Source organism: Thermosynechococcus sp., from assembly GCF_025999095.1.
In the GTDB taxonomy this organism is placed as follows: Bacteria; Cyanobacteriota; Cyanobacteriia; order Thermosynechococcales; family Thermosynechococcaceae; genus Thermosynechococcus.
The window spans coordinates 2,054,646-2,080,461 of sequence record NZ_AP024678.1; the positions used below are offsets into that span (position 1 = coordinate 2,054,646).

The 25,816-nt window shown below is 53.2% G+C and carries 29 protein-coding genes and 1 pseudogene; 19 read left to right on the forward strand and 11 right to left on the reverse strand.

Annotation, left to right across the window (positions count from 1 at the left end; genetic code table 11):
- Positions 1-145: 145 nt before the first annotated feature.
- From Q0W94_RS10100 to pgsA, 3 genes are all read left to right on the forward strand, one after another.
- Positions 146-2,380, forward strand: a complete 2,235-nt coding sequence (locus Q0W94_RS10100) for a glycoside hydrolase (RefSeq protein ID WP_297758593.1) — start codon at positions 146-148, stop codon at positions 2,378-2,380.
- Between the two features lie 111 nt (positions 2,381-2,491).
- Positions 2,492-3,535: a class II fructose-bisphosphatase gene (gene glpX, locus Q0W94_RS10105; protein WP_297758598.1), complete on the forward strand. Its 1,044-nt coding sequence runs from the start codon at positions 2,492-2,494 to the stop codon at positions 3,533-3,535.
- 78 nt (positions 3,536-3,613) lie between these two features.
- Complete coding sequence (gene pgsA, locus Q0W94_RS10110) at positions 3,614-4,120, forward strand: CDP-diacylglycerol--glycerol-3-phosphate 3-phosphatidyltransferase (protein ID WP_297758601.1); 507 nt, start codon at positions 3,614-3,616, stop codon at positions 4,118-4,120.
- On the opposite strand, the gene Q0W94_RS10115 is transcribed toward pgsA, so the two are convergent.
- Positions 4,105-5,775 (reverse strand): alpha/beta hydrolase, encoded by a 1,671-nt coding sequence (locus tag Q0W94_RS10115; protein ID WP_297758604.1) that lies wholly within the window; start codon positions 5,773-5,775, stop codon positions 4,105-4,107. The two genes, pgsA and Q0W94_RS10115, sit on opposite strands and share 16 nt — an antisense overlap.
- A gap of 223 nt (positions 5,776-5,998) precedes the next feature.
- Between Q0W94_RS10115 and rpiA the strand changes: the two genes are divergently transcribed.
- Positions 5,999-6,706: a ribose-5-phosphate isomerase RpiA gene (gene rpiA / locus Q0W94_RS10120; RefSeq protein WP_297758607.1), complete on the forward strand. Its 708-nt coding sequence runs from the start codon at positions 5,999-6,001 to the stop codon at positions 6,704-6,706.
- Positions 6,707-6,835: 129 nt separating this feature from the next.
- On the opposite strand, the gene Q0W94_RS10125 is transcribed toward rpiA, so the two are convergent.
- From Q0W94_RS10125 to Q0W94_RS10135, 3 genes are read right to left on the reverse strand one after another with little or no spacing between them, the layout of a single operon-like run.
- Positions 6,836-7,768: a 5'-nucleotidase gene (locus tag Q0W94_RS10125; protein WP_297758610.1), complete on the reverse strand. Its 933-nt coding sequence runs from the start codon at positions 7,766-7,768 to the stop codon at positions 6,836-6,838.
- Positions 7,752-9,626: a tetratricopeptide repeat protein gene (locus Q0W94_RS10130; protein WP_297758612.1), complete on the reverse strand. Its 1,875-nt coding sequence runs from the start codon at positions 9,624-9,626 to the stop codon at positions 7,752-7,754. The genes Q0W94_RS10125 and Q0W94_RS10130 overlap by 17 nt, the downstream gene beginning before the upstream one ends.
- 2 nt (positions 9,627-9,628) lie before the next feature.
- Positions 9,629-10,723, reverse strand: coding sequence for a glycosyl transferase (locus Q0W94_RS10135; RefSeq protein WP_297758614.1), 1,095 nt, complete (start codon positions 10,721-10,723; stop codon positions 9,629-9,631).
- Between the two features lie 265 nt (positions 10,724-10,988).
- Here Q0W94_RS10135 and Q0W94_RS10140 point away from each other — a divergent pair, with 265 nt between their 5' ends.
- Together Q0W94_RS10140 and Q0W94_RS10145 are read left to right on the forward strand one after the other, a co-directional pair.
- Complete coding sequence (locus Q0W94_RS10140) at positions 10,989-11,486, forward strand: orange carotenoid protein N-terminal domain-containing protein (RefSeq protein WP_297758617.1); 498 nt, start codon at positions 10,989-10,991, stop codon at positions 11,484-11,486.
- Positions 11,487-11,564: 78 nt separating this feature from the next.
- The gene (locus Q0W94_RS10145; protein ID WP_297758620.1) at positions 11,565-11,981 is read left to right on the forward strand and encodes a nuclear transport factor 2 family protein; all 417 of its coding nucleotides are present in this window, start codon (positions 11,565-11,567) and stop codon (positions 11,979-11,981) included.
- Here Q0W94_RS10145 and Q0W94_RS10150 read toward each other — a convergent pair.
- The 3 genes from Q0W94_RS10150 to Q0W94_RS10160 form a co-directional block, all read right to left on the reverse strand.
- Complete coding sequence (locus Q0W94_RS10150) at positions 11,950-12,324, reverse strand: hypothetical protein (RefSeq protein ID WP_297758623.1); 375 nt, start codon at positions 12,322-12,324, stop codon at positions 11,950-11,952. The genes Q0W94_RS10145 and Q0W94_RS10150 overlap by 32 nt on opposite strands.
- Before the next feature lie 90 nt (positions 12,325-12,414).
- Positions 12,415-12,933: a phosphohistidine phosphatase SixA gene (gene sixA, locus Q0W94_RS10155; protein WP_297758624.1), complete on the reverse strand. Its 519-nt coding sequence runs from the start codon at positions 12,931-12,933 to the stop codon at positions 12,415-12,417.
- Between the two features lie 34 nt (positions 12,934-12,967).
- Positions 12,968-14,227, reverse strand: coding sequence for a bifunctional oligoribonuclease/PAP phosphatase NrnA (locus Q0W94_RS10160; RefSeq protein WP_297758625.1), 1,260 nt, complete (start codon positions 14,225-14,227; stop codon positions 12,968-12,970).
- A 137-nt stretch (positions 14,228-14,364) separates the two neighbouring features.
- Here Q0W94_RS10160 and Q0W94_RS10165 point away from each other — a divergent pair, with 137 nt between their 5' ends.
- On the forward strand, positions 14,365-15,243 hold the full coding sequence (locus tag Q0W94_RS10165) for a ChaN family lipoprotein (RefSeq protein ID WP_297758627.1): 879 nt from the start codon (positions 14,365-14,367) through the stop codon (positions 15,241-15,243).
- 6 nt (positions 15,244-15,249) lie between these two features.
- On the opposite strand, the pseudogene Q0W94_RS10170 reads toward Q0W94_RS10165, so the two are convergent.
- Positions 15,250-15,931: pseudogene (locus Q0W94_RS10170) on the reverse strand (response regulator transcription factor).
- A gap of 74 nt (positions 15,932-16,005) precedes the next feature.
- Between Q0W94_RS10170 and Q0W94_RS10175 the strand changes: the two are divergent.
- Both Q0W94_RS10175 and Q0W94_RS10180 read left to right on the forward strand, forming a co-directional pair.
- On the forward strand, positions 16,006-16,452 hold the full coding sequence (locus Q0W94_RS10175; RefSeq protein WP_297758628.1) for a hypothetical protein: 447 nt from the start codon (positions 16,006-16,008) through the stop codon (positions 16,450-16,452).
- A gap of 4 nt (positions 16,453-16,456) precedes the next feature.
- Positions 16,457-16,756: a hypothetical protein gene (locus Q0W94_RS10180; protein ID WP_297758629.1), complete on the forward strand. Its 300-nt coding sequence runs from the start codon at positions 16,457-16,459 to the stop codon at positions 16,754-16,756.
- A 9-nt stretch (positions 16,757-16,765) separates the two neighbouring features.
- Here the strand turns inward: Q0W94_RS10180 and Q0W94_RS10185 are convergent, their stop codons facing one another.
- Positions 16,766-17,458 (reverse strand): hypothetical protein, encoded by a 693-nt coding sequence (locus tag Q0W94_RS10185; protein WP_297758631.1) that lies wholly within the window; start codon positions 17,456-17,458, stop codon positions 16,766-16,768.
- 542 nt (positions 17,459-18,000) lie between these two features.
- On the opposite strand from Q0W94_RS10185, the gene coaD reads away from it, so the two are divergent.
- A complete protein-coding gene (gene coaD / locus Q0W94_RS10190; RefSeq protein WP_297758633.1) occupies positions 18,001-18,507 on the forward strand; it encodes a pantetheine-phosphate adenylyltransferase in 507 nt (168 codons plus the stop codon).
- Complete coding sequence (locus tag Q0W94_RS10195) at positions 18,462-19,094, forward strand: ATP synthase F0 subunit B (protein WP_297758635.1); 633 nt, start codon at positions 18,462-18,464, stop codon at positions 19,092-19,094. Before coaD ends, Q0W94_RS10195 begins: the two co-directional genes overlap by 46 nt.
- 101 nt (positions 19,095-19,195) lie before the next feature.
- Here the strand turns inward: Q0W94_RS10195 and Q0W94_RS10200 are convergent, their stop codons facing one another.
- Positions 19,196-20,155: an alpha-E domain-containing protein gene (locus Q0W94_RS10200; protein ID WP_297758637.1), complete on the reverse strand. Its 960-nt coding sequence runs from the start codon at positions 20,153-20,155 to the stop codon at positions 19,196-19,198.
- 57 nt (positions 20,156-20,212) lie between these two features.
- On the opposite strand from Q0W94_RS10200, the gene Q0W94_RS10205 reads away from it, so the two are divergent.
- The 4 genes from Q0W94_RS10205 to murQ all read left to right on the forward strand — a co-directional run bounded on the left by Q0W94_RS10205 (position 20,213) and on the right by murQ (position 23,531).
- Complete coding sequence (locus Q0W94_RS10205; protein ID WP_297758640.1) at positions 20,213-20,545, forward strand: DUF565 domain-containing protein; 333 nt, start codon at positions 20,213-20,215, stop codon at positions 20,543-20,545.
- 403 nt (positions 20,546-20,948) lie between these two features.
- Positions 20,949-21,977: a pyruvate dehydrogenase (acetyl-transferring) E1 component subunit alpha gene (gene pdhA, locus Q0W94_RS10210; RefSeq protein WP_297758642.1), complete on the forward strand. Its 1,029-nt coding sequence runs from the start codon at positions 20,949-20,951 to the stop codon at positions 21,975-21,977.
- A 58-nt stretch (positions 21,978-22,035) separates the two neighbouring features.
- The gene (locus Q0W94_RS10215) at positions 22,036-22,608 is read left to right on the forward strand and encodes a glyoxalase-like domain protein (RefSeq protein ID WP_297758645.1); all 573 of its coding nucleotides are present in this window, start codon (positions 22,036-22,038) and stop codon (positions 22,606-22,608) included.
- Positions 22,605-23,531: an N-acetylmuramic acid 6-phosphate etherase gene (gene murQ, locus Q0W94_RS10220; RefSeq protein ID WP_297758648.1), complete on the forward strand. Its 927-nt coding sequence runs from the start codon at positions 22,605-22,607 to the stop codon at positions 23,529-23,531. The genes Q0W94_RS10215 and murQ overlap by 4 nt, the downstream gene beginning before the upstream one ends.
- Here murQ and Q0W94_RS10225 read toward each other — a convergent pair.
- Positions 23,528-23,824, reverse strand: coding sequence for a hypothetical protein (locus Q0W94_RS10225; protein WP_297758652.1), 297 nt, complete (start codon positions 23,822-23,824; stop codon positions 23,528-23,530). The genes murQ and Q0W94_RS10225 overlap by 4 nt on opposite strands.
- Before the next feature lie 536 nt (positions 23,825-24,360).
- On the opposite strand from Q0W94_RS10225, the gene Q0W94_RS10230 reads away from it, so the two are divergent.
- Genes Q0W94_RS10230 through Q0W94_RS10245 form a run of 4 tightly spaced genes read left to right on the forward strand, consistent with a single transcriptional unit; the run spans position 24,361 to position 25,815 of the window.
- Positions 24,361-24,810: a hypothetical protein gene (locus Q0W94_RS10230; protein ID WP_297758655.1), complete on the forward strand. Its 450-nt coding sequence runs from the start codon at positions 24,361-24,363 to the stop codon at positions 24,808-24,810.
- Between the two features lie 12 nt (positions 24,811-24,822).
- Positions 24,823-24,999, forward strand: coding sequence for a hypothetical protein (locus Q0W94_RS10235; RefSeq protein ID WP_297758658.1), 177 nt, complete (start codon positions 24,823-24,825; stop codon positions 24,997-24,999).
- Positions 24,950-25,585 (forward strand): o-succinylbenzoate synthase, encoded by a 636-nt coding sequence (gene menC / locus Q0W94_RS10240; RefSeq protein ID WP_297758661.1) that lies wholly within the window; start codon positions 24,950-24,952, stop codon positions 25,583-25,585. Before Q0W94_RS10235 ends, menC begins: the two co-directional genes overlap by 50 nt.
- Positions 25,564-25,815 carry a hypothetical protein gene (locus Q0W94_RS10245; protein WP_297758664.1) on the forward strand — a complete coding sequence of 84 codons (252 nt, stop codon included), beginning with the start codon at positions 25,564-25,566 and terminating at the stop codon, positions 25,813-25,815. Before menC ends, Q0W94_RS10245 begins: the two co-directional genes overlap by 22 nt.
- Position 25,816 lies beyond the last annotated feature (1 nt).

A 25,816-nucleotide genomic window follows, 5' to 3' on the forward strand; every position in this document is an offset into this window, starting at 1 on the left:
GGCCCATCCCTTTGCAGCAATGACATTAAGATTTTTGCGGCCTTTGACATTTTACGTAACAAAGTGGTAGGGAAAGAAACTCCCCTGAAATACTTGAAATACTAAATACTAGACGAAGAATCCTAAATACGGGGGCAAGTTTGTTGTGGCGTATCCTTTGCATGTAGCCTTCATTTGGCACCAGCACCAACCCCTCTACAAAAGCTGCCGCACGGGTCAATACCTGCTCCCTTGGGTACGGCTCCACGGCACTAAGGATTACTTAGACCTGATCCTCGTCCTCGCCAACTATCCCCGCCTCAAGCAAACGGTCAACCTTGTGCCCTCCCTGTTGCTCCAAATTCAGGACTATGTCAACGGTACGGCTCTGGATCCCTACCTGAGGGCTACACTGACCCCGGTCGAGCAACTCACGGATCAACAGCGCTGGTTTATCATTGAGCATTTCTTTGATGCCCACCACCGCACCATGATTGATCCCCACCCCCGCTATCGTGAACTCTACGAGCAACGGCAAACTCGCGGGAAAACATGGTGTTGGCAAAATTGGCAGCCCCAGGATTATGGGGATTTGTTGGCCTGGCACAATTTAGCGTGGATTGATCCTCTGTATTGGGAGGAGCCAGAGATTGCCCAATGGTTCTCCCAAGGGCGAGATTTTAGCCTTAGCGATCGCCAGCGAATCATTGCCAAACAGCGGGAAATTCTTGGCCAAATTATCCCCCAGCATCGCGCCCTGCAAGAGAGGGGTCAAATTGAAGTCACCACCACCCCCTACACCCACCCAATTTTGCCCCTCTTGGTGGATACCGATGCCGCAAAAGTGGCGGTTCCTAATATCGCCTTGCCCCAACAGCGGTTCCAATATCCCGAAGATGTTCCTCGGCATCTGCGGCGGGCGCGAGTTCTTTATGAACAATGCTTTGGGCGATCGCCCCGCGGCCTGTGGCCGTCAGAGCAATCCGTCAGTCCAGCCATCCTTGAACCAATTGTCGAGCAAGGATTTGAGTGGATTTGTTCCGATGAAGCGATCTTGGGCTGGACAACGGGAACCTATTTTCACCGCAACGAAGCTGGTGTGGTCCAACAGGCGGATGTTCTTTACCAACCCTACCGCCTGACCACGGCCAAAGGGGATCTCAACATTGTCTTTCGGGATCATCGCCTCTCGGATTTGATTGGCTTTACCTACGGTGCCATGGCTCCCGAAGCCGCGGCAGCAGATCTACTCAAACAGCTTGAGGGCATTCGCCAGCAACTCATTGCCTATGAAGACAGCGGCCAGACCACTTTACAACAGCCATGGCTAGTGACCATTGCCCTCGATGGTGAAAACTGTTGGGAGTACTATCCCCGGGATGGCCTGCCATTTTTGCAAGCCCTCTACCGGGGCTTGAGTGCAAGTGAGCACTTTGCCTGTGTTTCTGTGGCGGAGTATCTGCAACAATATCCCCCGCGGGCAGTGATTGCGGGTGCGGCTCTCCACAGTGGCTCTTGGATTGATGGCAATTTCTGTACGTGGATTGGCGATTCGGTAAAAAACAAAGCTTGGGACTATTTAGGGGCGGCCCGCCAAACCCTTGAACGCCACCCCGAAGCGACAGAAACAAACAATCCAGCGGCATGGGAAGCCCTTTTGGCGGCTGAAGGCTCTGACTGGTTCTGGTGGTTTGGTGAAGGCCACTCCTCAAACCACGATGCCATGTTTGATCAGCTTTTCCGTGAGCATTTGATGGCCCTCTACACAGCATTGGGGGAGCCGATTCCTGAGGTTCTCAAGGAGCCCTTAGAAGTTCACGAAGCCAAGGATACCTACCCGCCCCAAGGCTTTATTCACCCTGAGATTGACGGGGGCGGTGATGAGCAAGACTGGAACTTTGCTGGCCGGATTCAAATTGGCGGCAGCCGAGGGACGATGCACCGCCAAACCCTGATCAATCGCCTCTGGTATGGGGTGGATCACCTAAATATCTATCTACGTCTTGATGCCCCTAGCCAGAAACAGCCCTTTGGCCATGAGATCAGTGCCATTCATTTTTGTTGGTACTACCCCAACAGGGTGACGTACAATAGCCCCCTCTCGGATCTGCGCGATTGCCCCGATGAAGCCCCCCTGAACTACCTGTACCACCATCAACTGGTCATTGACTTTGAAAACCAACAGATGACCTTCAAGGAGGCGATCGCCAACTACCAGTGGGAAGAGCGCCCCAGCCATGCCCGCTATGCCTTGGGCATCTGCCTAGAAGTGGCGATTCCCTGGGCGGATCTGCACCTGCATCCCGATTGTGGTCTTCATCTGTTAATTGTGCTGGCGCAGGATGGCTATTACTTGGATCACCTGCCCCCAGAGCAGCTCCTATTTTTGACCACGCCATAGTCTTTGATGGGTCAATAATTTGCAGCCAGAAGTTATTTTCTGAACCCCAAAGTTCTGTAAGCTCAGATAGGAAACCTCTACGGGATCAACTTGTGCAGTTAGGAGGGTTGTGTGGATAACGTCATTGGTTTAGAGATTATTGAAGTTGTCGAGCAGGCGGCGATCGCCTCAGCGCGGTGGATGGGCAAAGGTGACAAACACATGGCGGATCAGGCGGCCGTCGATGCCATGCGCAACCGCATGAATCAAATCCATATGCGTGGTCGCATTGTCATTGGTGAGGGGGAACGGGATGAAGCCCCAATGCTCTACATTGGCGAAGAAGTGGGCATTTGTACCCGTCCCGATGCGGCCCAATACTGTGACCCTGAAGAGCTCATTGAAATTGACATTGCCGTTGACCCCTGCGAAGGGACAAACCTGTGCGCCTACGGTCAACCAGGCTCGATGGCAGTGCTGGCCATTTCTGAAAAAGGGGGCTTGTTTGCCGCTCCCGACTTTTATATGAAGAAATTGGCAGCGCCCCCGGCTGCTAAGGGCAAAGTGGATATTCGCAACTCCGCGACAGAAAACCTGAAAATTCTCTCTGAATGCCTTGACCGCGCCATTGATGAATTGGTGGTGGTGGTCATGAAGCGCGATCGCCACAATGACTTGATTCAAGAAATTCGCAATGCGGGTGCCCGCGTTCAACTGATCTCCGATGGGGATGTCTCCGCAGCTCTTGCCTGTGCTTTCTCTGGTACCAACATTCATGCCCTCATGGGGATTGGCGCGGCGCCCGAAGGGGTGATTTCTGCTGCTGCCATGCGCGCCTTAGGTGGGCACTTCCAAGGGCAATTGGTCTATGATCCCGCTGTGGTCATGACCAAGGAATGGGCCAATCGCACCCGCGAAGGCAACCTTGAAGAGCTGAAAAAAGCGGGCATCACCGATCCCGATAAGGTGTATGAAGCCGAAGAATTGGCCTCTGGGGAAACGGTGCTCTTTGCCGCCTGTGGCATTACCCCCGGCATGCTCATGAAAGGGGTGCGTTTCTTCAAGGGAGGCGCCCGTACCCAATCTCTGGTTATTTCCACCCAGTCGAAGACCGCACGCTTTGTGGATACCATTCACATGTTCGATCAACAGTTGAAGTCGCTCCAGTTGTACTAAGCACTGACTGCGATCAACGACAATGAACTCCCTCCCTGTGGGGGGGGTCTTTTCCATGAGTGCAGCCTGTACAGTGCCATGCCTTTGAACCTCGCCACCACGATTACCTTTGCTCGCCTGTTGATCGTGCCCGTGATCCTAGGTTTGCTCTCCTTCAATGATGGACCGGTCTACCGTTGGTGGGGGGTGGCTCTGTTTCTGGTGGCCGCCCTCACGGATTGGCTGGATGGCTACATTGCCCGCCGTTGCAATCAGGTGACGGAGTTGGGCAAAGTGCTTGATCCGCTGGTGGATAAGCTGCTGATTCTTGTGCCGCTTTTGCTCTGCATTGAGTGGGGAGAGGTGCCTGCCTGGTCAGTGGCGGTGATCCTCTTTCGGGAACTAGGAATTGCCAGTTGGCGGGTTCAGCAAGCTCACATTCAGGGGGCGAACCTTTGGGGGAAAGCCAAAACCCTTAGCCAGATTGTGGCCGTGGCGTTGCTTCTGGCTCCCTTACCTCCTACTTGGCAGGGGGGAATACTCATTGCTTATGGGGGGGCGATCGCCCTCACCCTGATTTCGGGGGCCCTTTATCTTCGCGGTTGAGCGCCAATGCGCCCTGCCAGCACCTCCTGTAACTGCTGCGGATTCATGCGGTCGACCCAATAGGCTTGAAAGGCGGGCTGCGCCACTTGGCTAACAAACGTTTGACTCAAGAAGGGACGCAACTGCTCATTGTGTTGATTAAAGACCCCAAAGAAGGCTGCACTCACCCCCTTGAAAAAGGGCTGTGCCAACTGGGGATTGGGGCCAATGAGATCATTAGGTACTGGCAACACCCCCGCTTCGCTGACGCCCAGGGCCGAGAAGTGGGTACCAGGAACGAGCATGGCAAGATACTTGGGCTCGGCCTGCAACCATGTAAAGGGCAAAATCTGCTCCTCCAGTGGTGGCGCAAAGACATCTTTGCTACCGGAAACAATGAGCACAGGCACCTTGATATTGGCCATACCCCGTTCGCCAATCAGGATACTGCTCACTGGATTGACGGCAATCACAGACTTGACCCGTGGATCCGCTAACGTAGAGGGCGGATTGGCAAGACCGAGACTCCGGCATTGCAGCGGCAGTGAGATATTAAAGATAAACAGATCATTCGCTGCTGCTAAGCAGCGTTGCTTGACAGCATCCCAATCAACGGTACCCCCCGCCGCGGCCAGTACCGTAAAGCCCCCCATTGAGTGACCAAAGAGGCCAACATTGTTGGTGTCAATCTTGAGGGCAGGGTTTTTCTGAACCAAGGTGGCCACGGCATCCACCCCAAATTTCAAATCGAGGGGACGCTGCCCCCAGTCCTGCGGTAAGCCCTGATAGTCCAGGGGAGCTCCTGAGAGGAAACTGCCAATCCGACTGGCATCGGAACCGGGGTGAGTGACTGCTAAAACCGCTAGCCCATAACTAGCCAAGTGCTCTGCTAAGTAGGCAAAGGTCCTGCGATCTGAGGCTAAACCATGGGAAATAACAATCAGAGGCGCAGGCGCCGTGATTCCCTTTGGGACATAAAGATCCGCAGGAATGGCGCCCGTGGCGCGATTGGGATTGGTAAATGTAATCTTTTGCTTTTGCCACTGGAAGGGCCCTTTTTGGGCAGGATAAAGACCACTGGCTGGCAGCGGCGTTCTTGGTTGCAGTTGCGCCAAGCGTTTGATAAAGTCTTGTGCCTGCTGTTGTTGATTCACTGCACGGATAAAAGCACCCACCGCCTTTAGGCCCAACTCACCATTGACTCTCACACCCTTGCCGGGAAAGGCCTGTAGCACTGCAAGTAGGGTAATGCCTGAGGGAGAACCAGCAGCGGTTTTCAGGGCTTCCCCAAGGGCCTGGCCACCATTGACATCATTATCTGCACGAATGACTTGACCGATACGCTCTAAAAAGCTTTGGCCAAGGGGACTGTTGACAAACTGGCTGACGGTGGTGGGTTTTAAGTCCATGCGGGTGGTTAAGCCTTCCCGCAGGTTAGCCCGTTGATCACTGGGGAGGAACTGAATTAAAACTTTCAGATCTGAGCTGGCCTGACCGGTTGTGGCAAATGTGGCAAGGTCGCTCACTTGAATGTTGAAGGTACCAAAGGGTGGATAAACAAGGCTAATTTGTTCGGCAGCAAGTCCAGTCTGTGTCCAAATGGTTGCAGCTGCCCCCAAGAGGGAGAACCACTGCCACTTTTTCTTTATGCCTTTCTTTGTGGGCGCGATCGCCATTTCTAAAACACCTTTGACTCCCGCAACATCACTTACTTACTGTATTATCGTGGTCTACAAACCAGTTTAATCCTCGCTTTGACAATGAAACTGAAGCCTCAATCCACTCCATTAAGGCGAGGATGAAAAAGTACAGGCGAGTCGTGCCGTACCTGACGAGCGCCCTGAGGGAGAGGTTCCATGCTGTGGTATCGTGCTTTTGGAAAAATAAGGGAACCCGCGCATGAGTGATAATGCAATTCAACAGATGAAGCAGGCTGTGGCCAAAGCCGCCGCCGATCGGGTGAAGTCGGGAATGGTGGTGGGTTTGGGGACAGGGTCAACCACGGCCTTTGTTATTCAATTTTTGGGCGATCGCCTGCGCAATGGCGAACTCAGTAACATCGCCGGTGTGCCCACTTCCTTTCAGGCTTCTGTCCTGGCCAAAAAGCATGGCATTCCCCTCGTCACCCTCGATGATGTGGAGAAACTCGACATCGCCATTGATGGCGCCGATGAAGTGGATCCCGCCAAAAACCTGATTAAAGGGGGCGGGGCAGCCCATACCCGTGAAAAAATCGTTGATTCCCTGGCAGAGCAGTTCTTGGTGGTGGTAGATAGCAGCAAACTGGTGCAGAAATTGGGTTCTACGTTTCCCGTACCGGTGGAAGTCTTACCCCTTGCCGTTACTCCTGTCAGCCGTGCTCTGCAGGCCCTGGGGGGGCGGCCAGAACTACGGATGGGGGTAAAAAAAGACGGCCCGGTGGTCACCGATCAAGGCAACCTCATTCTCGATGTTAAATTTGACGACATTCCCAACCCTGCTGAACTAGAGAAAACCCTCAACAACATTCCCGGCGTTGTCGAAAATGGTCTTTTTGTCAACCTTGCCGACGTAATTCTCATTGGTGAAATAGTGGATGGCCAACCCTGTGTGCGGGAAATGCGCTAACCCAAGGCCGTTTGTTCTCTGTCATTAGCGGCGGTCAACAGCAGCTAGTAACGGAGTGTCTCGCTCCCAGACCCTAAGTGCCAGTTGGGAAATCACACCCCCCATCGTTCCAAATAGCTGCCATGGGCCTCAGGTCTGTCCATGGTTGCGCACGCCAAAGGGCACGTGCACAGAGGGAATTGCTCCCGCTGCCGATTCCAGGTGTGTCCGTTGATCGTCGAAGAAAATGTGGGGTTTGAGTTGCCCAAGAATGCGCCCTTTCTCGATACCCCCTAGGAAAAAGGTTTCATCGGGCATGACTCCCCAACTGTTGAGTGTGGTAACCACCCGCTCACTGGCCAGGATATTGCGGGCAGTGACAATGGCAATTCGCAATAGCCTCCGATAGTTAGCATCCTGTTGCTCTTTGACCATCTCTAACTGTTGAAAGGCCGACAGTTTTTTGAAGAGATCACTCAAGGGGCCTGGATTGTGGGGAATGTCTGCCTTTTGCAACTCATGGGCTTGAAACTGCTCTAGATCTCCTTGGCGATAGACTGCTTCGGCCTCATCGTCCGCCAGTACGCCATCAAAGTCAAAGGCAATGCGCAGTTCGGCGTCGTCTTCGTGATCGGTAATGGCAGAGGGAATGACCATCCCTGCGGGATAACCGGCCGCGATCGCCTGCTGCACATCGGTGGCATTGGCAGAAAGAAACAGAGACACATTAAAAGCAGGGATATAGGGGTGGGGAGATTTTCCCCCTAAAAAGGCGGCGCGGGTAATATTGAGACCATAGTGTTGAATTGAATAAAAAACCCGCTGGCCCGTATCGGGATCGTTTCTGGACAGCAGCACCACCTCCACCGGCTCCTGTTCGGGATAGGCGCGATTCAGATTCAAAAAACGACGAATAAAGGGAAAGGCCACCCCCTTGGGCAAGACCTCATATTTCCTTTGCCGCTGAAATTGGCGGTACTTTTCGGTCCCTTCGTTGCGAAAGACCGCGTCGGACTCAGTGAGGTCAAAGAGGGCACTGGAGGCCACAGCAATCACCAATTTACTCTCAATTGGATACCCCATTCCTCGGCGTCCAATAGTGGGATTGAAGGGCAGTGCGCAGTTGGGCGATCGCCCCCGGCCAATCCCCCCGCCGGGGCTGACGAATGAGCCGCGCCGAAGGATACCAAGGCGATCGCGATCGCTGCCAGAACCACCGCCAATCTGCCACAAAGGGTAACAGAATCCACAGGGGTTTCCCCAGGGCACCCGCCAAGTGAGCCACGGCGGTGTCAATCGTAACCACCGCATCCAACGGCTGGATCAAAAGCGCCGTATCCAGAAAATCCCCCATGTAGGGCTGGCAGTCAATCACCCCCGCCTGCCGTAGTTGTTCTGCCTCCGTTGGCGATCGCTCCTTTTGCAGGCTATACCATTGGACGTCGAATTCCCGCAGCAGGGGCAGGAAGTACTCAAGGGGACAAGACCGCTGCGCTGCGGTGCGGGTTTGACTATGGCTGGCCCAGACCAGACCAATCCGGGGTTTGGCCACATTAAACATGGGATGGGCTGGGGAGGCGGGTAACTGAAAATAGGGACTGAACTTGGGAAAGTAGTCTTGATCAATGCCCAAGTAGCCAGGCAAACTCAACAGGGGGGTGTGGTAGTCAAACGCCGGCGGGAGATCCTCAGTACTGATCACCTGAATAGCGGGCAGGGTTTGACAGAGGCGCAGCAAGGGGGGGTAGGCGGCAAAAATCACCCGTTGGGCATGCTTTGCCATCAAGGGCAGCAAGCGCACAAACTGGATGCAATCTCCTAGTCCCTGCTCACTATAGACAAAGAGGGTTTTCCCCTTTAGGGATTGACCTTGCCAGCGGGGTTGCCGATAGCTGCGTAATCCGCCAGTGGGTTGCTGCCACCGCCATTCATATTCCTGCCATCCCTCTCGGAACTGTTCCAGCATCAGGAGAACAAGGGCAAAGTTGAGCCGTACGTCCACTGCCCCCGGGTCGAGGGTAACCGCTTGGCGAAAGGAGTGGAGGGCAGCTTGGGGATCGCCGCTTTCCAGAAGCGCTGTAGCCAAGCCGGCTTGGGCAGTACCGTTGAGGGGATCAACACTGAGACAACGTTGGTAATAACTAATTGCCCCTGCCAAGTCTCCTTCCGCAAGGCAAATTTGCCCCAGTTGTAACAGCGCCTGGGGATGCTTGTGATCCCGCAGCAGCACTTCTTGGTAGCGATCGCGAGCGGCTGTGAGGTTCCCCTGTAACTGGAGGGCATAGCCCAGGTTGTAGTGGGCGGCCAAAAATTCTGGATTAGCATCTAGGGCAGCTTGAAACTGCCCAGTGGCGGCTGCATAGTTCTTCAGTTCTAAATAGGCACTGCCCAGATTGTTGTGGACATCGGCTTGACCCGGTTCAAGGTACAGGGACTGTTCATAGCAAGCAGTCGCTTCTGTGAGTTTGCCCTGGGCGTGCAGGCACAGTCCCAAGTTATAAAGGGTTGTGGGCAAGTCAGGATTCAAGGAGAGGGCTTTTTGGTAACAGGCGATCGCTCGCTCAGTATCCCCCAAGTCCAGATAGGCATTTCCCAAGTTGCTATGGGCTTCCACCCACTCCGGGTGCACTTCAAGAGCACGTTGATAGTGGGGTAAGGCAGCCGCCGGTTGGTGCAGCAGATCATGGAGAACAACTGCCAAGCGATAATGGGAAAGGGCATGCCACGGATCAAGGGCGATCGCCTGCTCGTAGGCTGTCCGCGCCTCAAGGGGCTGTGCCCGTTGTTCAGCAATTAACCCCAATAGATAATAGGCCTCTGGCTGCGGAGTCTGTTCAATAACCTGACGTGCACACTGCTGTGCTTTGCTCCAGTGCTGTTGTTGATACAGTTGCCAAGCCTTTTTTAGCAGCGAGGCGGTCCGCCACCCAAAGATACCCACGGCTATTGTGATGAGCAGTTATTCAAATAATAGGCAACGGCGGTGGCGATCGTAGAATTCCCGTTGAGATCCAAGGGCGTGGGGTCTTGGGGCGGCTGCGGTTCTATTCGCAAAAAATCCCAATGACCACTCAAAAACTCTTCATGGCTGAGGATTTGATGGTAGTGGTGTGCCTGTAATCCCGCTACCAAAAGGGGGCCTTCAGCAAAATCATCACGCCGAATCGTTGCCACCGGTACCCCCAAGCGACAGGCCTCCGCGTAGGTGCCATAGCCGGGCTTGGACACAACTCGACCACAGAGGGGCATCACATCCACCGGCCGCAGTTGACGACCACAGAGCCTCAGTAAGTTTGGCATATTCTCGGGTGCAGCTCCATCAAAAGTGAGAAACTGCCAATCGGGAAACTCCTTGAGGGCTTCGTAGGGAATGGCTTGCAGGCTCAAACCACCAAAGGTCAATAGAGCCGTGCGCTCGCGGGGGGTAGCAAGGCCAAGGCGCTGCCGCAACTCCTCTGGTTGAAAACGCGGTTCGGCTCCCGTTAGGCCCACCGGTTCCTTGCGAGGAAACGCGTTGAGGGGTTCAGCAAAGGGCAGTTGAAACAGGCGATCGCACCCGCTATAAAGATCACTCACCCAATCCGCAATCTCAATAAAATCATCCCCAAAGGAGCGATAGATAAAATCCCAGCCAAAGTTACTGGCCATCCAACAGGGCACCCCGGCCGCGTGGGCGATCGCCACCGCCAACGGCGGAACATCCGCCAGCACCAACTGCGCCCGATTCTGTTGAATAAAGGCCACCTCGGCGCGGATTAACTCAGGGGCTGCCGCCTGCAGGGCTAAGAGCTTGGCATGGGTTGCGGTCAAATCCATCTGCAGACTATCTGCCTGGACCACGCCGCAGTCAAGGGCACGGGGACGGTGAATAAACTCGCCTTCCAGGTTCGTCTGCAACAGCCAATAGGGGGCAGCCGTCACTATGAGCGGCAAAAGATCCGGCACTTGGCGGCGGATCGCATTCACCAGCGCCGTTGTCCGCACTACATGACCAAAGCCATGATTTGTGATTGCCACGTAGAGAGTCGGTCGAGCCACCGGGGTGTTTTTACCAAAACCGATGCAATTTTAACATTTGTAACAACTCGCCAGTAGTATTCCCAGCGTCTTTTTCTGAATCACCCGTCTGCCTCTGGGGACCTAGAATGGATTTAACTCAATCTATTCAAATAAAACATAAGATAGATTTATTGGCGGTATTTATGAATTTATGTTGCTTTCTATAAAGATATGTAACATACTATTGACTAGGAGGCAGAGATAACTTTAGCAACCCGCTAGATATTTAACATCTCTGAAGCATATGACCTACACCACCGATACTCGTTTCACTCCCTCAACACTAGCCACAGCCGTTCAAGAGGTCACCACGCTTTTCAACTGCCTGAGCGTGGATGACAAATTGGGACTGCTGTGGTTCCTCTACACTGAAACGGGTCGTTCAATTACAGCCGCCGCCCCCGGTACGGCTCGCCTACAACTGGCGGAAGGGCTGCTCAATCAGGTCAAAGCCCTCAGTTTTGATGAGCAACTGCAATTCATGCGTGACTTGGTGGCCAATGTGGATACCCCTCTCACCCGTGCCTACGGCGTCTTTAGCCCCAACACCAAGCTCGCCTTCTGGTACCAACTGGCAGAACTGATGAAACAGGGGTTTGTGGTGCCTGTGCCCCCCGGTTATACCCTGAGCCGCGATGCTGATCGCGTCTTTGCAGCCATCAAAGCCCTTGACTTTGGTCAACAGATTACCGTCCTGCGGAATGCGGTGGTTGCCATGGGTGTGGATCCCCTTGCCATCTAATTGAGATGCCATGGGTTACGCAAGGGGGCAACTTGCTCCCTTTTTTTTCTTGATTCAAACCCCTGAGGACCTGAAAATATGACCCATCTTGTTCAAGGGAGCCCCATTCTCACCATTGACGAACCGACCCTGATCGCCTACTTTGCTGCCCTCAATGACGAACGCTACGAGGATGTGGCTAGCCTGTTTGCTGAGGAGGGAGTGCTCTATCCACCCTTTGAGGATCCCGTCATTGGCCGGGGGGCGATCGCCCATTATCTCCACCTGGAAGCCGTGGGTATGCGAGCAGAACCCCGCACAGGAGAACTCCTGAGCACAGAGGGCACAGAACGTCGCTACCGCCTCATCGGTAAAGCGAAACTCCCCCTGTTTAGCGTCAATGTCGCTTGGCAATTTGGCCTCAACCCTGAGAATCAAATCACGTTTGTGAAAGTGGATTTGCTAGCAACCTTGGCGGAACTCCTCAACTATCAGCCTCTGCGTCAGCAGCGCTAGGGTGACCGGAAAACACCTCGGACTCTAAGGCCTCTACGCGATCGCGCAAATTGTGGAGAATGCCAGAATGACTCAGGCGTACCGCTGCTAACTGTTCCCGCAGACGATCGTAGTTCTCGGACAGTTGTTGGCGCAGATAAATCACTTCACGGCTGAGGGCATGGACCCGTCGCTCTAGATTCGCCACCTGTTCAGACAAATGATTTGCTTGGGTATAAAATTTGCAAACAATGTCAACAATTGCCGCTTCAAGGCTAGCCAATTGATGCTCCCGCTGATAGGCATACAGCCAACTAAGAACTTCTGGCGGTAAATGTTCCGTAATTGGCGACTGAGGATTCACGATTCCATCCTTTGGCAGGCTGTATTTCTATTCTGTCGCTTTAGGGAAAGTCGTGGGAGAGGGTCGAAGTATGGGAACAGACGCTTGTAGTCAGGCAAGGTCACGGCCATTGAGCAACAACTTGGGAGAGGTCAGCCAAAAGAGTTGACTATTGCCCAGGGGATCGTTTTCTGGAATCCTCAAGCCAATGATGCCTGCCTTCTTGAGTTCGAGGTGTCCCAAGGCTTGGCCCCAGATCAGAAGTTCTGCCCAGTGACTGAGATTGGGTTCATGACCCACCGCCATTAGGGCACCCTCATGTTCTTGACGCCAGTGGCTGAGCCAACGGAGCCATTCTTGCAAGCTGCCACTTGGAGCTAGCAGGTCAGAAATGATCAGCTCGGAAGCAACCCCCACTTCAAGGAGAATTTCTGCCGTTTGCCGTGCCCGCACCAGTGGGGAGGAGAGAATGAGTTCTGCCTCAATGCCTAAATCGAGTAACCGCCGCGCAATCTGCTGGGTTTTCTTTTCCCCTTTGGCGGTGAGGGGGCGATCGCTATCACTGCCTGCAAACATCTCCCGTGCGACCGCAATCCCGTGGCGGAAAAAAAAGACTGTTAGCGCCGTCATAAAGACCTAAACGTTGACTACTGCGAACAGGGCCTCACTCCGTACCGTGGAGGACATTGTTCTTCGGATTGACGAGGTGGAGGAGCTTCTGCTTAATCTGGGTATCGTAAACGTTCCACTTGAGTTTAGCGTATTCTGGATTCTCATTAAGCCCCGACAAGAAGCCCACGGGAATTTCAAAACCGCCGGCTTGGGAGCGACCACCCCCAAAGAAGCGCCCTTGACTATCCTTACCAAAGGCCTCTTTGATAAACTCATCGGGGTCAAGGGTAATTTTTGTCGTGCGCAGTGAGCCGATAATCAGTTCTACTTCTTCATCTTCGTCGTGGACAAGGCCATAGACAACGGCGGTGTGGACGTTCTCTTCGGTCACCAGAAAATCTGCGGCTTGGGGAATGGCATCGCGGTCTTCGTAGCGGATGTAGCCCACGCCAGAAATTGAGAAATTGTTGTGAATAGAGCGGTTTTTCAGCGATCGCTCGATGACATCCATCACCTGCTTCGAGCGGTGGGACTGCAAAATGGTGTTCAGCAGTGGGTAGTCAATGAAGCGACTCAGAAAGGCTGCTGCTAGAAAGTCCTCTTCTTTGGCCTGTTTGAGGCAATCGGTGTCGGAGCGCAGGCCATGCATCAGAGCTGTGGCACATTTCACATGGACCGGGTTGCTGCTATCGAGGGTGAGCAGCCCTGCTTGCAGGTATTGGGTAAAGATGGTGGCGGTGGCGCGGGTCGTTGGCCGAATATCGGTAAACTCAGCCTGAATGGAGTCCTGAAGACTGTGATGGTCAATGATAGCGATCGCTGGCAGTCCTGCCTCCTGCACCATTGGCAGCAATTGACTGGTGGTGCCTTGGTTGTCAATGAGGACATAGCCGTGGTAGCAGCTACAGTCCCGCTGATCCTTATTTTTAGTTCCCTGCACCGCCCAGCGCACCAGGGGCATTCCCGTCAGCCGCACGAGGGTAATATTTTCCTGATGGCTGAGGGCACCGGCATAGGCAATATCGCACTGAATCTCAAACTGCTCAGCAATCAACTTATAGGTCCATGCCGAAGAGAGGGCATCTGGGTCAGGAAAATCTTGGAGAATAATCAAGTGACGCGTCCCACGATGGCGTTCTAGCATTTGTCGCAGCGCTTCGGCACGGGGGTCACTCAAGCGAACTTCCGCCTTCACTAAATCCGTTTTGGTCGTCTCTGCTTTTACCAGTGCGTTACCATTCAGTTCATGGTGTGTCGCCTCAACGTCACTGACAGCAGATTCACTGACTTCAAGTGGATAGGGAGAGTGCATAGTTGTTTCAGGGTTGGATAGCAAGGTTAAACCCAATGGGGAACGTGCAGAAGAGAATTGTCGTCACTACAGCGTTAACGACTCTATTTCGATCTTGGCAGATATTTTATCGTTTGCCATCCCCCCTTGGGCAGGGTGTGGGTCGCTTCGCGGTGCGGTGGTCTTGGCATCCCTTAGCATTGAGCTTGGCGATCGCCCTCTTTTTCGCAGGACCCCCCAGCGGCAAAGCGCAGCAGGTGTGGCGAGGCACTGAGGCAGTCACCCCACAGCGAGCCTATGGCGAGTGGCAGCGGCAGCACATCCTCTACCTCGGTGAAACCCATGACAGCGTTGCTGACCATGCGGCACAGTTGTTGATTTTGCAGGAATTGCAGCGGCGCCGCCCCCTGGCGATCGCCCTAGAAATGATTCAACGCCCTTTCCAAGCCGCCCTGGATGCCTACATTGCTGGTGAAATCACAGAGATGGAATTGCTGGAGCACACCCAATATGCCCAGCGCTGGGGCTTTCCTTGGTCGCTGTATGCCCCCATTTTTCGCTTTGCCAAGGCGCAGCAGATTCCCCTGATTGCCTTGAATACGCCCACCGAAGTCACTCGCCAAGTGGCACGCCAAGGTCTAGAGAGCCTAGGGGAAGAGGATTTTCGCTATATTCCGCCCCTGGCAGATATTGACTTGAGTAACACCGCCTATCGCGATCGCCTGCAGGAGATTTTTATTGCTGCCCATCAAGGGGTAAGCCACAGTATGAATTTTGACTTCTTTTACCAAGCCCAAGTCCTTTGGGATGAAACCATGGCCAAAGTCGTTGCTCAACATCATCAGCAGCATCCCGAGCGCCTGATTGTCGTGCTGACGGGGCGGGGTCATGTTTATTTTGGGGATGGCATTCCCCGGCGGGTACAGCGACGGCTTTCCCCCAACCTCCGCCAAGCAATTATCCTCCTGAATCCCACAGCAACCGAAAAAGCCAAACCCGGCATTGCCGACTGGTTCTGGCAAAGTGATTCACCCTAGCCTCTCTTAGTCAGCTAGGCCATGTTCAAGGGCAAAGCGCACGAGTTCTGTGCGGCTACTAGTACCCGTTTTCACAAAAAGGCGACTGACGTACTTTTCAATATTGCGAACACTGGTATTTAGTTGGCTAGCAATTTCCTTATTCATCAGACCCTTAACCACCAGTTGCAGGACACTGGCTTCACGGGGGGTGAGATCCAGTTGAATCGGGGGAGCCGTAGGATAACCTTTGCCCTGTTGGAGGAGCATTGCCCGCAGTTCAGCAATTTGTTGGGCTAGGTTAGCCAGATTAGGTTCTGCCTCATCCCGGGCAGCCGCTTGCCGCCGCAGCACGATTTTTAATAATGGCCACCAGTTCCTCGGGGTCAAAGGGTTTGGCCAGGTAAGCATCACAGCCAGCATCATAGCCTTGGATGCGATCGCGCGTCATGCCCCGCGCTGTGAGAAAGATGACGGGAATATGGTTGAGATGGGGCTGTTGGCGCACCTTTTCCAAAAAGGCATAGCCATCCATGTGCGGCATCATAATGTCCGTAATTATCAGGTCGGGTACATTGGTTTCTAGGTACTCTAGGGCAGCTTGGCCATTGGCCACTGCTGTCACCTCAAAGCCACTATCCTCTAAATAGGCTGTCACTGCCTCCCGTACCCCTGGTTCATCATCCACTAGCAGTAATTTTGCTGTCATTGGCTGTCTCCCGTGCCCGTAGGACTTCACTTTATGCTCTAACATAATTGCCAGTATCTAGGTGGAATGATTGAATGGCAATTATTGTGCTGCGGGCGTGGTACCTGCCGCAGTATGAACCCCTCGAACGGCTCGAGCAACGCCCCCACGATCTGCGGCTCAACAAGAGCAGCCTGCTGAAAACGGCCCTGCGGGCTGACTTTCTCGATGACTTGGAAACAGTCCAGCGTTCGGAGTGGTTTCAGCGCTATCGCCTCGGCGAAACGGTGGAATTTTATATTGAGGGCAGTGGTAGCTATACGATTGCCAACATTGATATTCTTAGTCATGAAATCTACTTCATCAAGAGCGATCGCCAGGCTTACTTAGAACCGATTCTCTTTTTCAGTGCCGCAGATAGCTCCAGTAGTGACGAGATTCGCACGGCTCTCAAAGCATTTGTGGCCAATACCCCCAGCCGCTTCCCCTTAGGCGCTGGTCGAACGTCCGCGCTCAGCCACTGCCCCTCTGCGTCTCGATAGTCCTGTGATCAGCCAATTGCGTCGCTCGCTCCTGTTCATTGCCGATGGCACGGCAGTTGAGAATGGCCAGTTGCCCACCATGATTGCGCTGGAATTAGGCTATGCCCTTGCCAGCAAACGCCCCAATCAAATCCTTGTTATTGAGCAGGAGCAGCCAGGCCAGCGGGCACTTCTACCGATTGAAGTGCCCAGTCGTCAGCGTTTTGTCTATGACACTCCCCAAACGCTAGATGCAAACTTGGCAACTGTGCTGCACAGACTTTTAGAACCCTTTGCACTCTTTCGAGGGCAATCCCTCAGATAATTGCTGCCCTCAATGAACGAGATCGTAGAGCAAGTAGGAAGGAATCCCCACTTCTAAAAGAAGGTGAGGAAAAGTTGGCAGCACCCGAGAGCAATGCTGAATGAAATTATGGATCCACTGTTTTAGGGTTTTGGCCTCCTGGTTGGTGAGCAATCGCTCTGGGGGTAAAAAGTTGCGGTTGTGGAACTGCTCCACTTGAATAGGCGCCAGGGAACTGTCACGGGGACGTGTCAACAACCAATAGTTGGTGACAATCATCTTCCCTAGGTAGCGCACTGCTGTTTCTGTAATGCGTTGGAAGAGTTCATAGTATTCGGGGAGTGTGGTGGCTTCTTGGTTCGCGGCAGGAACAGGACGTTTATTATCTGTGCTAGCTAGCTGTTCAAAGAAGGATAACAGCTCTGTAATTGCATCCTGGGATACTCGCAGGTGAAGACCAAGGAGATCAAAAATCCTTTTCTCAATGTGTTGTAGCTGATAGGTTTGATGGGGCTCGTTGGCTTTTATTTTTTGGTGTAGCTGAATAAGAAATTCTAATTGATTCAGCTGTGGATAAGTGAAATGATCTAAATTGATGTGACGCTCTAGCTCTTCCTCATCGATCTTATTTGGAGAGCGATCGCAACCCCCATAGGAGAGAATCGCAGGATGCTCTGCTAGTAAGCGCCGCACATAGTAGCGAATCATGGGAGAAATTTGCATAGCAGGAATCCTCAAACTCAGGACAGTACAGAGCAACGAAAAGCAAAGACGCACGCGACATGAGCATGGTTTCGGGTGTGCAAGGAGTAAAAAAAATTAAAAATATCTTTAAAAAAAATAACTGCTACCCTCAGGGAAATGCCAACCACTTCAGGTTTACAAGTAAACCTAAGGCACTGAAGTTGACTTAAGCTAAGCTTAAATTGAAGGAAAACCCAACTCCATTGGATGAAGTATGCTTCATTTTATAAGGTCTGAAATCTGAGATCGTCAAGTATTCATGATTACATTCTGATTAAAATTCTTTACATCAATTTTATTGATTGCAGCAGCTCCATGTCTGTAGGCGGGTGGGGATCATTTATTGCTCTTGCTTCCAGGGTTGCTTAGCAAAGATACCGTCCGTTTCAGAGAATTTCTGGGCGATCGCCGAGGGTCTGCCATCCAGCCCTGGCATGTGCTGTTCCGAGGAATGAGCGATGATCGTCTGACCCTGATATTGTTTAAACTGTTTAACTTCTCATCCCCCTATTGAGCCACCTATGCTTGCTGTTTATCCCGGCAGTTTTGATCCCATTACCCTAGGGCACTTGGATATTATTGAGCGGGGTGCTCGTCTCTTTAGCGAAGTTATTGTGGCGATCGCCCACAACCCTCAGAAAAAAGCCCTCTTTAGCGTCAGCCAAAGGATCAAGCAAGTACAGGCGGCTACCAGCCACCTAAAAAATGTGCGGGTGGATACGTTTGATGGCCTGACCGTTGAGTACGCGCGATCGCAGCGGGCAAAGGTTCTTCTGCGGGGGCTGCGGGTTCTGTCGGACTTTGAATACGAGCTTCAGATGTCCCACACCAATAAAAGCCTTTGGCCAGAAATTGAGACGGTGTTCCTCACCACGTCCAATGAGTATAGTTTCTTAAGTAGTAGCTTAGTAAAAGAAATTGCCCGATTTGGCGGTAATGTCCGTCATCTTGTACCAGCCAGTGTTGCAAAGGATTTAGAAGCATGCTTTACTCAAACACCAATCCCATCTCAACCACCACTGGAGTAAACGAAACCCTCGATGCCCCCTCTGCTGCACTGCAACTGTTGCAACAACTACAAAAGCTGGAAGAACTCCTGATTCTTGAAGGAACGAAGATTCCGCTGACAGGGCGCAAGCTCATTGATGAAGAGCAGCTCCTTAACCAGCTTGCCCAGATTGAACAGGCGATCCCTGAATCAGTGAGGACGGCGCAACGAATTCTCAATCAGCGTGAGGAGATCATCAAACAAGCCCAGTACCGCGCCCAAGAAATTCTCCGTGCCGCAGAGCAACGGGCTGTCCAAATAAGCGATGAGTTGCGGATTCGCCAGCAGGCAGAACTAGAAGCTCAGAAAATTCGCCAGCAGGTGCAGCAAGAGGTGGAACTGATGCGCCAGCGGGCGCTCGAGGAAATCAATCTGCTACGGCAAAATACAGAAAAAGAACTCGCCCACCTGCGTCAACTGACCCGCCATGAATGTCAGGAGCGGCAACAAGAAGCGGATGCCTACGCCGATCGCACCCTTGCGGAAATGGAACGGCAACTCAAGGAAATGCTAGCGGTGATTCAAAACGGGCGCCAATACCTCAAGCAGCACCAAGCCCACCATTAACCCTAGGAAATTCTCCAACGTCAGTTTGTCAGTGCTTGGATCAGGGGGGGGCGATCGCCCAAGAACCGATACGGCCACCTAGACCCAAGGGAATTCTCACACTAACGGGCTTTCACAGGCTCTAAGGTAAAGAACGTTTGAAAAATTTGCGTATCCACCTCATTCATTTGCTGCTGCAAGTAATCGAGGAACTCGTGCATGCCTTGACTAATAATTTCATCAATTGTCAAATAGTCCAGTTGCGATCGCAGGCGTCCCAGTTGGCGTTCCACAGGCTGGTGCCAACTCCCCAAGGGAGTCCCTGTAATCCTGTAGAGGGATTTTTCCACCTGCAACAGACAAAAGCGAATCGCGCGCGGAAACTCGCCATCGAGAATCAAAAACTCTGCTACCCCTGCGGGTGTAATCCGATGGGAACCGCGTTTACGGTACATCTCATAGGCACTGGCAGATTTCAGGAGCGCAATCCAGCCCAACTCATCAATGGACGTGCCCACATCTTCCACTGAGGGCAACAGCAAATAGTATTTCACATCGAGAATCCGCGAGGTTTTATCGGCTCGCTCCAGTAACCGTCCCATTTGGCCAAAGTGCCACGCTTCATTGTGGCTCATAGTGCTGTCCATCACGCCAGCAAAAAGGTGACTGGCCTGTTTCACTTGTGCCAAAAAGCTGGCAATCTCTAAGCCCTCAGGGGCTTTAGCTGCCTCGCGCACCATGGTGTAGAAGGCATTCACCTGCTGCCACATTTCTGAGGAAATCACCTCGCGAATGGATGTGGCATTCTCCCGTGCCGCCCGCAGACACGAGATGATGGAGTTGGGATAGGTGGTGTCAAAGATGAGGAACTGAATCACATTTTCAGCCGTAGCAGTGCCGTAGTGCTTCTGAAAAAAAGGCAAATCCCCCGTTGTTAGCACGAGGGGATCCCATTGACTGGAAAGACTCGTGGGCAGATCTAGCAGCATATTCAAGTTGACATCAACAAAACGAGCAATATTCTCTGCCCGCTCAATGTAGCGATTTAACCAATAGACCGCATCGGCAACACGACTTAACATATACTGGCAAGCATTCACTCTCTGCCCACTCTAGCAATCTTGGTCGGTCTTGAGTATATGCAGCGAACCCGTCTTAATACCCTGCTTGATCGCCTCGGTGCTGGAATTCAGGAGCAGTTAAAAAATCCGTGGCGACGGCTAGCGACACTGGGTATTGCCTTTCTCTTTGGGGTGTTCTTGGGCTTGGCAATTTCCTCTAGTGCGGGTCAACTGGGCTATTTAGATATTGTTGCCTCAAGCATTGTGGCGATCGTTGCCGAAGTGATTAGTGCCATGTTCTATAGCGATCGCTGGCAGCTGCGGCAAACCCTCTTTGGCGAAATGCTCAATGCCCTGAAGTTTGGTTTGCTCTATGGCTTGTTGCTCGTTGCCTTCCTTCTGGGAAGTTAGTTGCTGATGCAATTGGGAACACCTGAATGAGCATCGCTGCAATTTTGACCGCGATTCCCGACCAGGAAGCGCTCATTGCAGCGGCAGAAACGGGAGACTGGCCAGTTGGATCGTAGAAACCCCATGGCACGATTTGGATTGATGGCTGCTGCCCATAGCTCCCCTTTCTTTGGAGCCGCAGCAACCAAGAGGCTTGGCGATTTCTCTAGCACTGCGATCTACGGGACTTGTCAGCCAACCGGCAAGGGGCAGGAATACCCATTTAGTTCGATTAGGAGAGGCTGGGATTCCCTTGTCACTCCCCTGTTTAAGAAAAAGGCTGTAATTTGAGTACAATAATGGGATGCCAAGGGCAGCTTGCCCTGTTGGTATGGCGTTTACCCTAAGTTAATCACTGCCTGCTATGGTTCAAGAGCGTAGTCTGCCCTCTTTGTCCATTCCCCAAACAACCATTACCCGTGAGCAAGGGTTAATGCTCTATGAGGATATGGTACTGGGGCGCACCTTTGAAGATAAGTGTGCCGAAATGTACTATCGGGGGCGGATGTTTGGCTTTGTGCACCTCTACAACGGTCAAGAAGCTGTCTCTACGGGCGTGATCAAGGCCTTGCGTCCCGATGACTACGTCTGCAGTACCTATCGCGATCACGTCCATGCCCTGAGTGCTGGTGTGCCTGCCCGTGAAGTGATGGCCGAACTCTTTGGCAAGGCCACAGGGTGCAGCAAAGGCCGGGGCGGCTCAATGCACCTGTTTTCTGCCAAGCATAATTTCTTGGGGGGCTTTGCCTTTGTTGCTGAGGGGATTCCTGTGGCTACGGGGGCTGCCTTTCAGACAATGTATCGCCGTCAAGTGATGGGCGATGCCAAAGCTAATCAGGTCACCGCTTGCTTCTTTGGCGATGGGGCCAGCAATAATGGCCAGTTCTTTGAGTGCTTGAATATGGCAGCTCTTTGGAAATTACCCATTCTCTTTGTTGTGGAAAATAACAAGTGGGCGATCGGCATGGCCCATGAGCGTGCCAGTTCTGAAACAGAAATCTACAAGAAGGCCAAGGTCTTTGGCATGGTGGGTGAGGAAGTAGATGGTATGGATGTGTTGGCGGTGCGTACAGTAGCCGAAGCGGCGATCGCCCGTGCCCGTGCCGGTGAAGGCCCCACCCTCATTGAAGCTTTGACATATCGTTTCCGGGGTCACTCCCTTGCGGATCCTGATGAACTGCGCTCCAAGGAAGAGAAAGAGTTTTGGCTGAAGCGGGATCCTATCAAGAAGCTGGGTGCCTACCTCGTGGAGCAAGAACTCGCCACTAGCGAAGACCTGCGTGCTATTGAGCAAAAAGTACAGGCGATTGTGGAGGATGCTGTGACCTTTGCCGAGGAAAGTCCGGAGCCTAAACCTGAAGAACTCTATGACTACATCTTTGCGGATGAGTAATTGCAGCTCAATTCGGTTGACCACATTACAATAGAAAAAACTCTCCTAGAGCATTGGCATGCTGTTGACGCCTCACCTCCTATTTGCTTGGCTGGATGGTCTTTGGGATGGGATATTCTCCACCCAAGGAATTATGATCCTGCTGCTGATGGGCTACGCAGGGGCAATGTGGCTCTTTTTGTCCAGCGCTCCCAAGGTTTACACCATCATGGTCTCGGATCTAGAGCACGCACGACAGTTCTATGAGCAGGAATTGGGTTTACCCATTGCCGATGTGCCCCTACACTACTACTACAACTATGAGCAAACCCTTGGGGTGGCCTCGATGGATCCCCTCTATGTACCCTCAGCCCTGAGCTACAGCAGTTCCAAGCGCCCCAGTCCCAGTGATGGTTTGTGGTACCAACTCAAGAAAAATACCCAACTCCATGTCATTAGTGGTGCTAGCAAGGGGGAACGCAATCGCCAGCGCCATGTCTGCTTTGACCGTGAGTGCCTTGAACTCCTGTTGTTGCGGATTCAGCGGCGGCAACTACGCTACAAAATGCGGAGCGATCGCCCCCTCAATTTCCTTGTTAAGGACTACGACGGCACTGTGATTGAAATGGCAGAAATTTCGGCGCGGCCATGACAAATCTCCAAGAGCTCCCTAGTCGTGGCCATCTCTTGACAGAGCAGATCAATCCCGCCAGTCAAAACCTCGATCAGCTCACCCCCTTGGAACTGGTTGATCTTTTTAATCGGGAAGATGCCCAGACCCTGCGAGCGATCGCCCAAGCCCGCGAGGCCTTAGCCCAAACCATTAGTGCCACAGCAGCCCGCCTCCGCCAAGGGGGACGGCTTTTTTACATTGGTGCTGGCACCAGTGGTCGTTTGGGGGTTTTGGATGCTGCCGAATGTCCACCCACCTTTTGTACACCGCCCCATTTAGTTCAAGGTATTCTCGCTGGCGGTGACGCAGCCCTGGTGCGCAGTTCCGAAGGGCTAGAGGATCGCTACGAAGACGGTGCAGCCGTGGTGGGCGATCGCCAGATCACGGCTCAAGATGTGGTAATTGGCATTACCGCTGGCGGCACAACTCCCTATGTCCATGGAGCACTAGATGCTGCCCAAGAGGTGGGGGCGCTGACTGTGTTTATGGCCTGCGTTCCCGTGGAACAAGTGCAGCGCAGTGCTGACATTGATATTCGCCTGTTAGTGGGGCCTGAACTTCTTGCTGGATCCACCCGCTTGAAGGCGGGTACCGCAACAAAAATGGCACTGAATATCATTTCCACAGGGGTGATGGTGCAGTTGGGCAAAGTCTATGGCAACCGCATGGTAGATGTGGCCGTCACCAATCGTAAACTTCTGGATCGTGCCCTGCGGATTCTCACTGATCTCACAGGAATTGATCGCGCAGCGGCAGCGGCCCTTCTCGAGCGCAGTGGCTACCAAGTGAAGCGTGCCCTGCTTATGCACTGGACAGGCCTGGACGCCCTTGCTGCCCAAGCCCTACTGGCGCAACATAATGGCCAACTGCACGCGGCCAGAAGTGCTGCCCTTGGCCCCTAGATGCCCACTTTGAAGCCGAAACCACGACCATTGCGGGGTTCCTCAAACTGCCTGTACACCCTGGGTTCTGGGCGGGCAGGCACAGGGGAAATCTCTAGGCTGTTTTCAATCTCCGCCATACTACTTACAGGCTGGACGGCATTGGGACTGGCCCCAGGATTGGCGGCCGATTGCAGTGCCGATCGCAACTCGGGACTCACTTGAATCGTGCCAATGGCAGCAGAATCAGCAAAGGCAGGTAAAGCACTCACCATGCTGGCAACCATCGCCCAGGTGAGGGTGGAAAGACGCATAGGGAGAGACCTCAAAGGGGGTAAAACTAGGTATTTATAACCCCTAACTGCGTTGGGAGCATTCTCTATGTGCTCTATTTTAGCGATTGGGTAGGCAGCCTTGCGCTTTACGGTTGGCGCAGCCTCGGTGAGTGTCGGGATGAAAGCCGTGCTGGCTGCGTGGAGTACTGCTAGCTACATGTGCGCAGCAGTAAGCCATCTCTGTTACCAGGGGTGTCTTAGTTTTCGATGTATTTTCGTAGGGTTAATACCGTGACACCTCCCGATGACGCAGTGAAATGCAACTCATACCAAAGCACATTTTTCCACTAGAGCTGATTCATCCTGATTCATTAATGGGGTAACCCCTATGAGACAGGGGGCGGTGGGGCATCCCGCCCTTAAAGCTCAGGAAAGGCCTGATGCAGGGGCAGAGGTCACGCAGAAGCCTGCACTTTAGGCGTCAGCATGGGCGTTGGAAGTATGTCACAAAAATTTCTGCTGATCTCTACCCCTACCCATAGGGTAACGATACAATCAGGACAGCCATTGGGGGTATGAGAAACGTGAATCATACATTTTTAGTGGATGGCGGACGGTGGCTGCTCAAGGGCACCTGGCTAGAGGCCAATCAAGAACCCCTTCCAGTGACGGGGAGGATTCTTGTCTCCTACAGCCAAGATGACTGGTTTTCAATGGCGGCCAAGATCACATTTCCCGATCAAGTTAAGCCAGAATTAGTGTTGCAGTCGCGGGGAAAGTTGGAACTGGATGAGCAGGTGTTTACCTATGTGCTCCAACACAGCCTCTTGGGTCGGCTAGAAGGGGAGGGCTGGATTACCCCCCGTGCGATCGTGCAGCAGTTTATTTTGCTGGGGGATGTCAACCGCTGTACGGGTTTTGAGCACTACTGGCAGTTGGATGCCAATCACTACACCCTTCTTAGCGGCATTCACAACAACCATAAGCTCAAACATTTGCTTGAGGCCACCCTCGAGCGGGTTTAGTGGGGGCTAGGGATGCGCTGGCAATGGCGTATCTATGAGGAACCTCTGCAGGAACCTTTGACAACGGCGCAGGGGATCTGGCGATCGCGCTCAGGGATTTATCTGCGTCTCGAAGATGAACAGGGTCAAGTGGGCTACGGTGAAATTGCCCCCCTCCCCGGCTGGGGCAGCGAAACCCTCGAGTGCTGATATTGCCCTGTGTGAGCAACTCCCTGGCTACCTGACCCCAGAGATCATGGCCACGATTCCAGAGGCGTTACCGGCTGCCCAGTTTGGTTTTGCCACCGCATGGCAGAGTGTGGGGCGATTGCCCTATAGAGCGCGTCCTTGGCCAATCTGCGCACTTTTAGGGAGTGGTCAGGCCGCCCTTGAGCAGTGGCAGCAGCCTTGGCAGCGGGGACAGACCACCTTCAAGTGGAAAGTGGGTGTCCTGTGCCCAGAGGCGGAGCAAGAAATTCTCAAGGCGTTACTGGCAGCCCTGCCCCAAGGGGCCAAATTGCGCCTTGATGCCAACGGTGGCTGGGATGTGGCAACTGCAACCCGCTGGTTGACTTGGCTGGATCGCCATGGGAACGGCAAAATTGAGTATGTGGAGCAACCGCTACCCCCTGACCAATGGCAAGCTCTATTGAGCCTTGCCCAAACGGTGACAACAGCGATCGCTCTCGATGAAAGTGTGGTCAATGCTGCGCAATTGCAGCGTTGGGTCGATCGCGGCTGGCCAGGACTCTTTGTGATTAAGCCGCGTTCTCTTTGGCTCCTCCAGAAGCGCTGAGTCTCTTGTTGCGTCGGGGTTTAGAACCGCAGCAGCTAGTCTTTTCCTCTGCCCTCGAAGGGGCGATCGCCCGCACAGCAATTTTTCATCTTTTGGAAACATGGCAACCCTGTTATGCCCTCGGCTTTGGCGTTGACCGCTGGCGATCGGCACCCCTGCTGACCACCTTGGCTGACTACGACGCAGCATGGCATCGCCTTGCCAATTATGGTAAAACTTACTATAAGTAAA